The sequence below is a fragment of the Dactylosporangium sp. NPDC049525 genome (assembly GCF_040676755.1).
Classification (GTDB): Bacteria; Actinomycetota; Actinomycetes; order Mycobacteriales; family Micromonosporaceae; genus Dactylosporangium.
Window position 1 is genome coordinate 30,181 of record NZ_JBFAPO010000027.1, and the last position, 13,099, is coordinate 43,279.

The following is a 13,099-nucleotide window of genomic DNA, read 5'->3' on the forward strand; positions in this document are numbered from 1 at the left end:
TTCGCTGAGACGCTCGAAAGGTATGGACAGATTGATCGAAACTGCCTAATCTTCCGGCGGGTGGACCAGTCGTCGGCGTCGATCGTCTGCCTGAGCTTCAGCGTCCCCCGACCGCCATCAGGGGACGTTTCTCCATCCCCTCAGGAGGAAGCATGGGCATCAGGCCTTTGCGCTCGTTCACCGTCGCCGCAGCCGTCATCACCACCGTCATCGCCGGCGGGGTCTGGGCCGCGCCCGCCAGCGCGATCCCGGCCCAGGAACCCGGGGTGACGCTGCGCGTCTACGACGTGCAGACCGCCCTCAGCACGATCTGCACCCTCAAGACGGGTCAGACCCCCAACGTCGACAAGCTGATGCCGACGATCAACTGGACCACGCCCGCCGACTTCGGCTTCGACAACCTCTTCGTCTCCCAGGTTCTCGGCAACGTCAACATCGCCGCCGCCGGCAGCTACACGTTCCGGCTCAGCAGCGACGACGGATCCCGCCTGGCGATCGACGGCGCCACCGTCATCAACCACGACGGCCTGCACGGCGCCACCCCGCCGAAGGAAGGCACCGTCACCCTCACCACCGGCTACCACGCGCTACGCATCGACCACTTCGAGCGCGACGGCGGCCAGCAGATCACCCTCGAATGGAAGACGCCCGGTTCGTCGGCGTTCGTGGTCGTGCCCAACTCGGTGCTCAGCACCGACGCCGGGGTCGTGCGGGTCACCGCGCCCGGCCGCAAGGAGTGCGAGGGCGCCGGCGACTCCCCCGGCGACGGCCTGCCGCTGACCTCGGTCCACCCCGGCTTCACGCTGACGAACCTGCGGCCCAACAGCAGCTTCCAGCCGAAGGTCACCGGCATGGACTGGCTGCCCGACGGCCGCCTCGTCATCTGCACCTGGGGCGGCAGCGACCAGTCCGGCACCTCCCAGGCCGGCGAGGTGTGGATCCTCGGCAACACCGGCGGGGCGACCTCGCCCGGCAACGTCACGACGAAGCGCATCGGCAGCAACCTCAAGGAGCCGATGGGCCTGAAGGTCGTCAACGGCGTCGTGTACGTGTCGGAGAAGGCGCGGCTCACCCGGCTCGTCGACACCACCGGTGACGAGGTCGCCGACCAGTACCAGACCGTCGCCACCTGGCCGTTCAGCGGCGCGTTCCACGAGTTCGCGTTCGGCCTGCTGTACCGCGACGGCTTCTTCTACCTGAGCCTGTCGGTCCCGATCGACTACGGCGGCGCCAGCACCGTCCCGCAGCCCGTGGCCAACCGCGGCACCTCCGTCAAGGTGAACGCGACGACCGGCGCGGTCGAGTACGTCGCCGGTGGCCTACGCACGCCGCACGGCATCGGCTGGGGCCCGGAGAACGGGCTGTTCGTCACCGACAACCAGGGCGGCTGGGTGCCAGCGTCGAAGCTGGTGCAGATCAAGCCGGGCCGCTTCTACAACCACTACAACACCCCGGCCGGGCCGTTCGACTACAACGCCGTCACGCCGCCGGTGCTGTACATGCCGCAGAACGAGATCGCCAACTCCCCGAGCACGCCGATCGTCATGCCCACCGGCGTCTACGCGGGGCAACTGCTCATCGGTGACGTCACCTACGGCGGCCTGCAGCGCGCGTTCCTGGAGAAGATCAACGGCGAGTACCAGGGTGCGCTCTTCCGGCTCACCCAGGGCCTGGAGGCGGGCGTGTCCGAGGTGAACATCGGCCCCGACGGCGCGGTCTACGTCGGCGGCGTCGGCGCCGGCGGCAACTGGGGCCAGGCCGGCAAGCTCACCTACGGCCTGCAGAAGCTGACCCCGAACGGCACCACCACGTTCGACATCCTCGCGATGCGCGCCACCGCGGCCGGGTTCGAGATGGAATACACCCAGCCGCTGTCCGCGGCGACCGCCACGGACCTCGCGTCGAAGTACAAGTTCAAGCAGTGGCGGTACGAGGCGACGTCCGCCTACGGCGGGCCGAAGGTCGAGGAGGAGAACCTGACCGTCACCGCCGCGACCCTGTCCGCGGACGGCAAGAAGGTCTCGCTGACCGTGGCGGGTCGCAAGCCCGGCCGGGTCGTGTACGTGCGCTCGCCCAAGCCGTTCAGCTCGACCAGCGGGCAGTCGCTGTGGAGCACCGAGGCCTGGTACACGCTCAACGCCATCCCCGGCGGCGCCACCGTCGCGAACCTGGCGCTGAACGCACCCGCCACCGCCGACAGCTCCTGCATCGCCGCGGAGAGCCCGGCGAAGGCCGTGAACGGCACCGTCTCCGGCGGCTCCAGCGACAAGTGGTGCTCCAACAGCGCCAACAAGTGGCTGCAGGTCGACCTCGGCACCGCGAAGTCCGTGGGGCAGATCGTGGTCCGGCACGCCGGCGCGGGCCGCGAGGCCGTGGCGAACACGCTCAACTTCACGCTGCAGACCAGCACCGACGGCACCACGTGGACGACCCGCGCGACCGTCACCGGCAACACCGCGAACATCACCACGCACAACCTGTCGGGGGTGACCGCCAGGTACGTGCGGTTCACCACCACCGACGCCTACGCCCGCGTGTACGAGCTGGAGGTGTACTCGCAGACGGGTCCGACGTCCGGGCCGATCACCGGCATCGCCGGCAAGTGCCTCGACATCGACAACGCCGGCACCGCCGACGGCACCAAGATCCAGCTGTGGACCTGCAACGGCAGCGCCGCGCAGCGCTGGTCGCGGGTCGGCGGCACGTTCCAGGCGCTCGGCAAGTGCCTGGACGTCGACAACGCCGGCACCGCCAACGGCACCAAGGTGCAGCTGTGGACCTGCAACGGCACCGGCTCGCAGGTGTGGACACCGCAGGCGAACGGCACGATCCTCAACCCGCAGTCCGGCAAGGTCCTCGACGCCCTCGGCGGCGCCTCCGCCGACGGCACCCAGATCCACATCTGGGAGGCCGCCGGCGTCGCCAGCCAGCAGTGGGTGGTCCCGACCGGCTGACCTGCGACGCGCCCAGCGTGGGCCACGGCTCGGAGCCGTGGTCTACGCTGGGCGCACATCACCCATGACGGAAAGGTCCAAGGACGGGCATGCCGTTGAACGAGGAGCTCGACACGACCGTCGCGCATTCCGCGCGACTCTGGAACTACCTGCTGGGCGGCAAGGACAACTTCGCCGTCGACCGGGAGGCGGCCGAGCAGGTCCTCGCCTACATGCCGGAGCTGGTGCAGTCGGCGCGGTTCAACCGGCAGTTCCTCGGCCGGGCCGTGCGGCACCTGGCCGGCGAGGCCGGCATCCGGCAGTTCCTCGACATCGGCACCGGGCTGCCGACGGCGGACAACACGCACGAGGTCGCGCAGTCCGTCGCCCCCTCGTCCCGGATCGTCTACGTCGACAACGACCCGATGGTGCTCGTCCACGCCCGGGCCCTGCTGACCAGCAACCCCGAGGGCGCCACCGACTACCTCGACGCCACCGTCCGCGAACCGCAGGCGATCCTCACCGAGGCCGCCCGCACCCTGGACTTCACCCAGCCGGTCGCGATCATGCTGCTGGGCATCATCAACTTCGTGGTCGACGACGACGAGGCCGCCGCCATCGTCCGCACCCTGGTCGACGCGGTCCCGTCCGGCAGCTACCTGGTCATGTCCCACCCGACCCGCGAGGTCAACGCCGCCGCGGTCGACCGGGCCGTCGAGATGTGGAACAGCAGCGGCGCCGCACCCATGGCGGTCCGCGACCCGAAGCAGATCGCCGCCTACTTCACCGGCCTCGACCTGCTCGACCCCGGCGTCGTCACCTGCTCGCAGTGGCGCCCCGACGGCAACGACACCACCCCCGCGTCCGAGTTCGCCGGCGTGGGCCGCAAGCCGTAACCCATTGTCATAGAGTCCGGCCTATGCAACGGGGACTCGTACCACTCGCGATCATGATCGTGCTCGCCGCCGGCTGCGCGCGGCCGGGCACCGCCGACTCCGCGGACGAGGTGGCGCCGCCGACGGCGGCGCAGCCTACGCCGAGCCGCTTCGTCGCCGCGTGCGCCGACCCGGCCGCGTCGCCGGCGCCCGGGTCGGCCGCGCCGCCTGCCGCCACGCCGAATCCTTCGGGTTTTGAGGAGCGGTCCCTGCAGAACAGGGCGTTCCGGAACCGCAACCCGCTGCCCCTACAGGCTATGGCGGCCGTCCAGCCGTGCGTGGAGAAGGTCAGGGCGGGGCTGGCCCGGCTGCGCGCGGAGGGCCGCTTCGACGGGCCGTCGATCGAGGGCGTGCTGACCGGCGCCGGACTCGTCGACGTGGAGAGCCGCAAACCCGGCCGCCTGGACACCGCCGGCGGTGGCGGCCTGCTGTTCTGCGGCAACTCCGGGTTCGGGTACGTCTTCGGCGAGCACGGCCAGGCCCTCACCAGGGTCGAGGCCGGCGGCGGGATCGCCGACGGGGGTTGCCTGCCGGCGCCGGACTGATCCCCCGAAGGTGTCGGCTACCCGCCGGTGGCGAGCGGCGCCGTGACCGGAAACCTACGCTCCCGCCATGAGACGTGTGCGGAGTCACGCCGGCGCCTGGTTGCCGGTCATGGTCGTCGGCGTGCTGCTGCTCACCGGGTGCGGCGGGTCGGACAAGCCGGCCGCGAGCCCGGGGGCGGCCGCTCCCTCCGCCGCCGACTCCGCCACCGAGGCACCCGCGGAGGAGCCGCCGGTGTCGCTGCCGCCGGGCGCCCAGCCGGGCCTGGACGACTACGACGGCGACGGGCAGAAGGACCCGACCTGCTCGACCCAGGACTTCGGCGCCGGTCTCGTCCTGCGCATCCCGTGCCAGATCGGCAACGCGCACGACCCGGAGAACGACACCCGCCTCGTGAAGGACTCCCTGTATCGCCTGCCCGGCCCCGACGTCGACCTCACCGGCGTCTCCGGCTCGGTGCTGGAGGCCCGCACCCCCGAGGGCGGCCACGTCTACATCGTCACCTTCAACAGCGACGCCCTGTTCGCCACCGGCAGCGCCGACATCGGCAGCGCCGACACCCTCGACAACACCATCAAGGTCATCAACAAGCTCTACCCGAACGGCACCATCCAGGTCCGCGGCCACACCGACGCGACCGGTTCGGCCTCCAACAACCAGGCCCTGTCGCAGCGCCGGGCGGAGACCGTCCGCACCTACCTGACCGGCCACGGCGTCGTCGCCGCCTCGGTCACCTCCGTCGGGCTCGGCAGCACCCAGCCCCTGGTGGAGGAGAAGAACACCGACGGCTCCGCCAGCGTCGCCGGCCGCGCCTTCAACCGCCGCGTCGAACTGGTCATCCGCCTGCCGAAGTGACCGTGCTACCTCGCCGCCAACGCGCTCGTCAGCGCCCGGGCCCGTCCTTCGCCGGGAAAGTCGTGCGCGAACAGCGCCGGCAGCACGGCGATGCCGAAGCCGGCGGCGACCGGGACCAGCAGCAGCACCAGGAATCCGAACGGTGCGCTGACGCCGTCGTCGGCCCAGCGCGGCCGGCTCGGCGCCTGCCGGATCCACCGGCGGCCGAGGAACACTCCACCCAGGACGGTCGACGCGTACGCCGCGGCGAGCACCGTGGCGGTCGCCGTGTGCGGGCGGGCCAGACCGGCGACGAACATCGCCGACAACGCACCGCAGAGGACGGTCCCGGCCAGGATGAACGCGGTCGCGGTCCGGCGGCGCCGCCGGTACGCACGGCCGCGAGCGGTCCACGTCGCACCGATGAACGGCGCCAGCACGACCGGCCCGTCGCCGGTCAGGATGGTCCGGACATAGCGCTCGTGGTCAGGGTGGGTGGCTCCGCGCGGCACGGTCGGAATGCTACGCCCACCCGCCTGCGCGTCGGGGTCCGTTCAGCGCGTCAGGTCCATCAGGTGATGTTCGACCTCGTGGACGGTGTGCCGGCCGAGCCACAGGATCGTGCGCGACTCGACCGTCGGCCAGTTGTAGATCCCCGTGCGGCTCCACTGCGACGGGCTCAGGGTGCCGAAGACGCGCGCCAGGTCGTTCGCGGCCCGCGTCAGGTCGCTCAGCACGGCCTGCGGGTCCTGGGCGTTGTAGGCGTCCAGCAGCACCCGCTCGTCGCGGCCCATCGGCGCGAACTCCGGATCGTCGGTGCGCAGCGCGAGCGCCAGGCGTTCGCCTTGGACCCGCAGGACGTCGCGGACGTGGCAGGTGTACTCCAGCGGCGACCAGACCGACGGGGCGGGACGGCGGCGGGGGTCGCGGATCGCGGCGAGGGCGGCGGCGAAGCGTGGCCCGGCCGCGTCCAGCCGGCCCGGCAGGTCCTCCGGCGCGACCGTGGCGTAGGTGAATCCGCACTCGTCGCAGTGATCCACATCGAGCAGGATAGGGCATGGCCCCGGCTCGCACCGCGCCATCCGGCGGACGTAACGGTGTGGCGGCCGCGGCGCCGTGCTGGTGGACACCCCGTGTGAGCGCGCTCGGCGGTGAGCGTGGCGCACCGGCGGCACCGCCCTGTTCGTCAACCCGCTGATGGCCATCTACTTCACCGTCGACCTCGACAAGCTCGCCGCCCGATGCCTGTATCTCGACCGCATCGAGAACACCATCGGCCGGCGCCGGGTGACCGGTCGTATCCAGACGTTCCGCGATGAATTGTCCGACGCCCGCATCTCCCGTGCGTTTCCCCGTTGAACATCCGAAACGCGGGCCGGGTCCCAAAAGGGATGTCCGCTTTACCGAGAACAATGAACGACCGGCGTTCCGATTGACCGATCGTCCTGGATGCTCGCATCGAATGGCCGGCGCACCTGGATGTTAGAACGTCCGCTGGGTCCGGGTCCGGTTCATAGAATTCGATGGCCGACCAGAGAGGGACGAGTGTGGACGCCTTCCCGGTGCGCCGGGTCATCATGCGCGCGAACTTCGCCGACGCGAGGCAGTGGAAGCAGACCCGCAAGGTCCCTTCGCACGACCACGAGTCGGACACGGTCCGGGTCCTGGCTGTGCACGGCGAATTCCACGTCGAGGGCCCTGGCGGCTTCCCCCGCAACCTGTACGCCCGGGCCCACTCGGTGTCCTTTGTGGACGTCTCGGTGCGGTGCCTGGAGCTCGCGCTCGACCTCGGCGAGCAGGGTCCCACGGCCCGCCAGGCAAGGTTCGGCTTCGCGTGCCGCACGCTCGACTCACTGCACGCCGCCCGCACCCACCAGACCAATCTGTTTCCCGAGTTGGAGCGGTACATCTCGCTGGTCTGGAACCGTCGCATCGGCTACCGCACCTATCCCATCGGGCTCACCGAGCTGCAACACATGATTTTCGAGTATTGCGAGATCCGGCCGCCGAGCATCCGCGGGATCCGCGCGCGGCTGGCGTATCTGGACCTGGCACCAAAGGCCGAGGGCTGAGGAACGCTGTTGCCACAGAACCCCGACGAACCGCGCTTCGAGGACTACGGCGAGGTCGACCCCGCCCTCTTCACCGGCGCCGACGATCCGGTCCGGCCGCCGGCCACCGCGCCGCACCCCGGGCCCGCCGCCGCCCAGGTGCCGCACCAGCGCGCGCCGGAGCCAGCCGCCGCCACCGGGGCGCCGCCCGACCTCGACGTCGAGCGCGACCTGCTGTTCTCCGAGATCTCCGGCTAGCCCGAGCCGGCACCCCTGCCCGGCCGCTTCAACGTCGGCCGCCTGCTGCGCCGGTGCGCCGGCGTGCACGAGGAGCTGCTCGCCTGGGCCAAGGTCGAGCGGGCCCGCTACACGAGCGTGGGCGGCTTCGTCCTGTTCACGGCGATGATGGCGGTCGGGTCGTCGACGGTCGCCTTGACGATCGCGTTCCGCCAGCCCTGGTACGTCGTCGTCTTCCCGGCGCTCTTCTGGGGCGTCCTCATCTTCAACCTGGACCGGTGGATCGTCTCCAGCTCATTGCCGGAGCGCGGTGCCTACCGGTTCGTCGTGATCTGGCTTCGGCTGTTGATGGCGTTCGTGTTCGGTATCGTCATCGCCGAACCCGTCGTGCTCAAGGTCTTCGAGACCGCGGTCACCGAGCAGCTGGCCAAGATCCGGGTCGCCGACGAGGTGGCCTACGAGTCCCAGCTCAAGAAGTGCAATCCGAGCAGTGACCAGCCACCGCTTTCATCCGAGCAGGCCGCCGGGTGCCAGAACCTCACCGTGACGGACTTGAGCGCGGTCGACACCGCCAAGACGAACCAGCAAGAGGCGCAACGGGCGGCCGACGACTCGGCGACACGGCTCGCCAAGGCCAACACAGACGTCGAGGCCGCCCGCGGCCAGATGAACAACGAGTGCCGCGGCCTCGACGGCAGCCCGCACGGCAACGGCGACGTATGCCAGCTCCTGACCGGAGTCTTCAACCAGACGCAACAGCACCGCGACAAGGTGGCGGGCGAGGACCTGGCCGCACGCACGGCCCTGGACGGGGCGAACAAGGCCCTCAGCGACGCGAAGACCACAGTGGACGCGAGCCGCGAGGCCAAGATTCAGCAGAAGGTCAACGAACGGAAGGCAGAACGCAACAAGGAAGGTGGCCTGCTGGAGCGGATCGAGGCCCTGAACAGCGTCGCGGCGCAACACCTGTCGCTGCTCCTGGCCACCTGGGCGATCCGGCTGCTGCTGATCCTGATCGACTGTGCCCCGGCGATCGCCAAGTTCTCCGGAGGCACGACCTATGACCGGCTGGTGCGCGCGGAGGCGCAGCTGGGCGAGAAACGGCACGGCACCCGCGCGAAGCGCGCGGCGGAGCAGGCGGACAGCTGGGCGGACGAGTCCGAGGAGCACGCGGAGATCGACCGGGCCCGGCGCCGCCACGAGCGGGACCGGGCCGCCGATGCGCTGATGCTGTCCGCCGCCCAGCGCCGCCGGAGCCAGGCGCCGCAGTTCCGCCCGATCGCCGACGACGGCCTCCCGCCGTTCGGCCGGGCGACGTACACGCTGGTGTCCCGGGTGGAGCCGGCCGGGCCGGCCGCGGGCTTCGTCATGGACCCGCCACCGGTCCGGTCCCGCCGGCGCGACCACGACGGCGAGGCGGAGGCGGACCCCCGCGACCCCGGTGGACGCCTGGGCCACTCGCGGGGCGCGCTGCCGTCGATCAGCGTCGTCGCGCTGGGCGGGCCCGGCTCGGGCAAGACGACCCTCCTCGCCCAGATGTACCACAAGCTGCGCGAGACGGCCGGCCGGCCGCCGTTCACCTTCGCCCTGGCCGACGGCGGCCCGCGGACGCACCTGGAGAACTGGGCCGAGACGATCCGCGAGCCGGGAGCCGCCTGGCCCGACTCCACCGCGACCACGGATCTGGTGCGGTACGAGTTCACCTGCCAGGTCGCGGAGCACGGCGACTACCGGCCGATCCTGAAGATCGACTACTGGGACTACTCGGGTGAGGCGCTGCTGCAGGACACCGACCTGCCCGGTATCGACCGGCTGCGCCACGACCTCTCCGACAAGATCGCCGCGGCCGACGCACTGCTCGTCATCGTCGACGGCGAGGATCTGCGCCGGGCCGCGGCCGGCGACGCCGCCGCGCGGCAGAAGCTCGCGCACACCCTGAAGAACATCGCGACCTACGCCGAGTCGGCGACCTGTCCCGCGCAGATCGTCGTCACCAAGTGGGACCAGCTGGAGCGGCAGCCGCACCCCCGGGGCGGCGAGTGGAGCCGGGCCAAGCTCATCGTGGAGCTGTCCCGGCTCGAACCGATCCGGGCGATCGGGCGCGGCCGCACCTACCGTGCCGGGAGCGCCTTCGGCGCCAGCGGCATGCGGGTCATCCCGGTGTCCGTGGTCGGCGGCTTCGGCTCGACCGTGCACGAGGTCGGCCGGCCGCCGTTCCGGGTGCGGGCCGCGGCACCGGTCAACGTCGACGTCCCGTTCGCCGGCCTGCTGCCCGACCGGCTCGACCAGATCTACGCCAGCAAGGGCACCGCCGCCCTGGAACGGGACCTGCGCCTGGCCCGCAGCCGGATCCGCCGGGCCGCGGTCCACACCGCGATCGCCGTGCTGGGCAAGCTCGCCCTGGGCATCGTGAACCCGCCCGTCTTCGTCACCGCCCTCGCCGCCATCAACCTGGGCAAGTGGCTGTCGCCGTACATCTCCGACCGGTACCGGCTGAACCCTGACCCGGACGAGTCGGACCTGGAGCAGCTGCGGCAGGCCAGGAGGCTGCGGGCGTCGGCCGCCGAGGTCGATCACGCCCGCCGCCGGGTGCTGCAGGCGTTCAGCGACCGGCTGATCGCCTTCGACAGGCAGTACCCACCGAACGAACCGAGGCAGGAACCCGGCAATGGCTTCGAAGACCGACGGATCGTCTGAACCGGCGACCGGCGGGCCTCACCCACCGATCGGCCGGCCGATCCTGGTCACCCAGGCCGGGGAGCACGGCAACCGTGGGGTACTGCTGCCCGTCGACCTCGACCACGACCTCCTGCGCTCCGTGCTCGATGCGTTGACCACCACCGACGAGGAGCGGCCAACGGTCACCGCGGTTCCGCCGTACACGGTCGCCAGCCGCCGGGTCCGGGCCACCTCGGACTGCACCGCCCGCGCCTGGGACGTCGCGTCCCGGCAGCCGCTCGCCGAGGTCGCCGGTCACGACGCCCTCATCAGTGGCGTCGCCGTCAGCCACGACGGCGCGATCGCGGCCACCGCCGGCTGGGACCACAGCCTGCGGACCTGGCACACCCGCACCGGCGAGCGGCTCGCCGACGTCACCGACCAGACCAGCCGGTTCAGCGGGTGCGCCCTCGACCGGTCCGGCGAGGCCCTCGCCACGACCGGTTTCGACGGTACGGTCGGCCTCTACGCCGCCCGTACCGGCGAACTCCTGATCCGCACTGCGGTCCCGGTCAACCTGCCCGGAGCGGTCGCAGTCGACGCCGCCGGCACCGTGGTCTTCGCCGGCGGCCAGGACGGCTCGGTCCGCCGCATCCGTCGCGAGGGGGACGAGCTCGAGCCGCTCGACGGCCACGAGGGCCCGGTGACGGCGCTGGCCATGAGCCCCAACGGCAGGCTGCTGGCCAGCGCCGGCCGGGACGGCGCGGTCATCATCTGGAACGTCGAGGACGCCACGCGGGTGATGCGCCTGTCCGGCCACGCCCGCGGCGCGACGGCGTGCGCCTTCCTCGGCTCCGCACAGCTGCTGACGGCGGGCTGGGACGGCGTGGTACGCCTGTGGTCCCCGCTCACCCGCACCGCGAGCACCATCTGGCAGGACCCGTCGCCGGTGCGGGCGCTGGCCGTCATCGGTGCCGACATCGCGGTCAGCCACCAGGACGGCGCGGCCACCGGGCTGGTGGCGGTCAGCAACCAGGACGGCGCGGTCACCGTGCTCGACCCGACCGGCCGGGCCGAACCCGTCGTCCTGACCCGCGGCGCCGGCCACGTCGACATCCTGGCCGGCGCCGCCGGCGCCCCCGTGCTCGTCACCGGCAGCACCAACGACGTCCCGGGCGGCGTCCCGGTCATGGACGGTTACGGCCGCGCCGCCACCTTCACCGAGGGCCTGCTCATGAACGGCGACACCGGCGACGTGCCGGCGCCGGTGTGGCACCGCGTCCACGCCGAGTCGCTGACCGCCATGGGCATCGCTTCGGCCGATCCGGACGGACGCACGATCGTTGCCAGCCCGCCCATCGCCGTCGACTCCAGCCGGCACTGACCCCGACCGCGGGCAGGCGCCCGGCGCGGTGGCTCAGGGGATGTTGACCCGGGTCTCGCAACCCGAGCCGAGCACCGGCCCGTCGACGTCCGGTGCGCCGCCGACCACGTGGGTCCCGCCGTCGGCGAAGTCGCCATTGCCGTTGCCGCACAGCAGCGTGTCGTCACCCGGGCCGCCGAAGAGGTCGTCGTTGCCCTCGTCGCCGTAGATGACGTCGTCGAGGGCGCCGCCGCGCAGCTCGTCGTCGTCGTTCACGCCGTGGATCTCGTCGGAGCCGTTCTCGCCGTCGATGCGGTCGGCGTCGGTGCCCTCGTCCGCGACGGTCCCGCCGTAGATGACGTCGTTGCCGTCACCGCCGCAGATCACGTCGTCGCCGGCCAGGCCGTTGATGAAGTCCGGTCCGCTCGAGCCGATGATCACGTCGTTGCCGGTGGTGCCGAACGTGACCACGCCCGGCTGGGCGTAGATGACCGGCGACGGCAACCACGGGGCGCTCGGTGGGAGCAGGTTGCCGAAGCAGTCGACCCTCAGCACCGGGGATGCGGACGGCAGCGGAAACGCGGCGGGCGCGGACGCGGCCACGGAACTGTTGACGCTGAGGGCGTACGCGACGGTGATCGCGGCAGTGGTTGCGGTGGCGGCCAGCGCCGACCGGCGGGTCTTTGACCACATGGGCCGATCTCCTTTGCTCAGGACGAGCGGCCCGGAGCTCCGAGCCGTGCGCCCAGCATCGACACCGGTCCTTGCACATACCTTCGAGGACCCTTGCATGGATCAGTGCCGGGTCAGCCCTCGCCGTTCAGGCACCGAGGCCCCGTCGTCGGGCAGGGCGCGCCACCTTCTTCGCGCAGCGCCATCAGAATGTGATCGAGGTCCGGGCCAGCACGTACGCCGGCAGGCCGGAGGTGAACTCCTCCTCGTCCAGGCCGCGCCAGACGACCACGACGCCGCCGGCGGCGAAGACCCGCCCCGGGCCGCTGCTCTCCGCGGCGAGCCCGGCCTCCACGCCGCTCTTCCCGCCGATCGTGACCTGCCGCTCGGCGGACTTCTTGCCACCGAGGCCCGGCGCGGCCAGCAGCGCCGTCAACGCCTGCTGCGCGTCGCCGCCCGCATACGTGTACACCCGGATGAAGCCCAGCACACCGGCCGGCTTGGCGTCGATCTCGCAGCGCAGCGTCACCCCGCCGGCGGTCATGCCCGCACCGGAGGCGTCCTTCGGAGTCCACTTCGCCGCGGTCGACAGCGTCGCCGGGATCGCGCACGCGGTGCCGGGCCCGATCTTGCCGCCCGCCGCCGCGGGCGCCGGGTCGGGGAACGCCGGGTCGCCGGCCGGCGCCGCCGATGCCGGGGCGGACGCGGCGTTCGACGGCGCGGTCGCGGCGGCGGACGTCGTCGTGTCCTCGGCGGGGTCGCCGCCGCAGGCGCCGAGCAGGATCGCGGATGCCACGAGTGTGGTGAGGAGGGTGATTCGCACGGCCCGGATTCTGGCACAGTACCGCCGCCGCCCGTTGCCCCGCGGCGGGC

General features: G+C 71.8%; 13 protein-coding genes. 9 read left to right on the forward strand and 4 right to left on the reverse strand.

Annotated elements, in window-relative coordinates; genetic code table 11:
- The first annotated feature begins 152 nt into the window (after nt 1-152).
- From AB0K00_RS32160 to AB0K00_RS32175, 4 genes are all read left to right on the forward strand, one after another.
- The gene (locus AB0K00_RS32160; RefSeq protein WP_363527973.1) at nt 153-2,954 is read left to right on the forward strand and encodes a ricin-type beta-trefoil lectin domain protein; all 2,802 of its coding nucleotides are present in this window, start codon (nt 153-155) and stop codon (nt 2,952-2,954) included.
- A gap of 89 nt (nt 2,955-3,043) precedes the next feature.
- A complete protein-coding gene (locus tag AB0K00_RS32165) occupies nt 3,044-3,829 on the forward strand; it encodes an SAM-dependent methyltransferase (RefSeq protein ID WP_363527976.1) in 786 nt (261 codons plus the stop codon).
- Between the two features lie 23 nt (nt 3,830-3,852).
- Complete coding sequence (locus tag AB0K00_RS32170; RefSeq protein WP_363527979.1) at nt 3,853-4,413, forward strand: hypothetical protein; 561 nt, start codon at nt 3,853-3,855, stop codon at nt 4,411-4,413.
- 67 nt (nt 4,414-4,480) lie between these two features.
- Entirely contained in the window at nt 4,481-5,266 is a 786-nt protein-coding gene (locus AB0K00_RS32175; RefSeq protein WP_363527982.1) for an OmpA family protein, read from the forward strand.
- A gap of 5 nt (nt 5,267-5,271) precedes the next feature.
- Here AB0K00_RS32175 and AB0K00_RS32180 read toward each other — a convergent pair whose 3' ends face one another.
- Both AB0K00_RS32180 and AB0K00_RS32185 read right to left on the reverse strand, forming a co-directional pair.
- A complete protein-coding gene (locus AB0K00_RS32180; protein WP_363527985.1) occupies nt 5,272-5,757 on the reverse strand; it encodes a hypothetical protein in 486 nt (161 codons plus the stop codon).
- Between the two features lie 42 nt (nt 5,758-5,799).
- Nucleotides 5,800-6,285 (reverse strand): DinB family protein, encoded by a 486-nt coding sequence (locus AB0K00_RS32185; protein ID WP_363527988.1) that lies wholly within the window; start codon nt 6,283-6,285, stop codon nt 5,800-5,802.
- Nucleotides 6,286-6,442: 157 nt separating this feature from the next.
- On the opposite strand from AB0K00_RS32185, the gene AB0K00_RS32190 reads away from it, so the two are divergent.
- The 5 genes from AB0K00_RS32190 (at nt 6,443) to AB0K00_RS32210 (ending at nt 11,575) form a co-directional block, all read left to right on the forward strand.
- Entirely contained in the window at nt 6,443-6,604 is a 162-nt protein-coding gene (locus AB0K00_RS32190) for a hypothetical protein (protein ID WP_363527991.1), read from the forward strand.
- A gap of 164 nt (nt 6,605-6,768) precedes the next feature.
- Nucleotides 6,769-7,317, forward strand: a complete 549-nt coding sequence (locus tag AB0K00_RS32195) for a hypothetical protein (RefSeq protein ID WP_363527993.1) — start codon at nt 6,769-6,771, stop codon at nt 7,315-7,317.
- Nucleotides 7,318-7,326: 9 nt separating this feature from the next.
- A complete protein-coding gene (locus tag AB0K00_RS32200) occupies nt 7,327-7,554 on the forward strand; it encodes a hypothetical protein (RefSeq protein WP_363527996.1) in 228 nt (75 codons plus the stop codon).
- Nucleotides 7,555-7,617: 63 nt separating this feature from the next.
- Entirely contained in the window at nt 7,618-10,230 is a 2,613-nt protein-coding gene (locus AB0K00_RS32205; RefSeq protein WP_363527999.1) for a DUF4407 domain-containing protein, read from the forward strand.
- Nucleotides 10,202-11,575 (forward strand): hypothetical protein, encoded by a 1,374-nt coding sequence (locus tag AB0K00_RS32210; protein WP_363528001.1) that lies wholly within the window; start codon nt 10,202-10,204, stop codon nt 11,573-11,575. Before AB0K00_RS32205 ends, AB0K00_RS32210 begins: the two co-directional genes overlap by 29 nt.
- Before the next feature lie 33 nt (nt 11,576-11,608).
- Here AB0K00_RS32210 and AB0K00_RS32215 read toward each other — a convergent pair whose 3' ends face one another.
- Both AB0K00_RS32215 and AB0K00_RS32220 read right to left on the reverse strand, forming a co-directional pair.
- Nucleotides 11,609-12,247 carry a calcium-binding protein gene (locus AB0K00_RS32215; RefSeq protein WP_363528004.1) on the reverse strand — a complete coding sequence of 213 codons (639 nt, stop codon included), beginning with the start codon at nt 12,245-12,247 and terminating at the stop codon, nt 11,609-11,611.
- Between the two features lie 184 nt (nt 12,248-12,431).
- Nucleotides 12,432-13,049, reverse strand: coding sequence for a lipoprotein (locus tag AB0K00_RS32220; protein WP_363528007.1), 618 nt, complete (start codon nt 13,047-13,049; stop codon nt 12,432-12,434).
- Nucleotides 13,050-13,099 lie beyond the last annotated feature (50 nt).

What these genes read in the sequence shown, in the direction of transcription:
- AB0K00_RS32160 (WP_363527973.1), top strand. Translation starts at nt 153, where the DNA reads ATGGGCATCAGGCCTTTGCGCTCGTTCACCGTCGCCGCAGCCGTCATC.
- AB0K00_RS32165 (WP_363527976.1), top strand. Translation starts at nt 3,044, where the DNA reads ATGCCGTTGAACGAGGAGCTCGACACGACCGTCGCGCATTCCGCGCGA.
- AB0K00_RS32170 (WP_363527979.1), top strand. Translation starts at nt 3,853, where the DNA reads ATGCAACGGGGACTCGTACCACTCGCGATCATGATCGTGCTCGCCGCC.
- AB0K00_RS32175 (WP_363527982.1), top strand. Translation starts at nt 4,481, where the DNA reads ATGAGACGTGTGCGGAGTCACGCCGGCGCCTGGTTGCCGGTCATGGTC.
- AB0K00_RS32190 (WP_363527991.1), top strand. Translation starts at nt 6,443, where the DNA reads ATGGCCATCTACTTCACCGTCGACCTCGACAAGCTCGCCGCCCGATGC.
- AB0K00_RS32195 (WP_363527993.1), top strand. Translation starts at nt 6,769, where the DNA reads ATGGCCGACCAGAGAGGGACGAGTGTGGACGCCTTCCCGGTGCGCCGG.
- AB0K00_RS32210 (WP_363528001.1), top strand. Translation starts at nt 10,202, where the DNA reads ATGGCTTCGAAGACCGACGGATCGTCTGAACCGGCGACCGGCGGGCCT.
- AB0K00_RS32215 (WP_363528004.1), bottom strand. Translation starts at nt 12,247, where the DNA reads ATGTGGTCAAAGACCCGCCGGTCGGCGCTGGCCGCCACCGCAACCACT.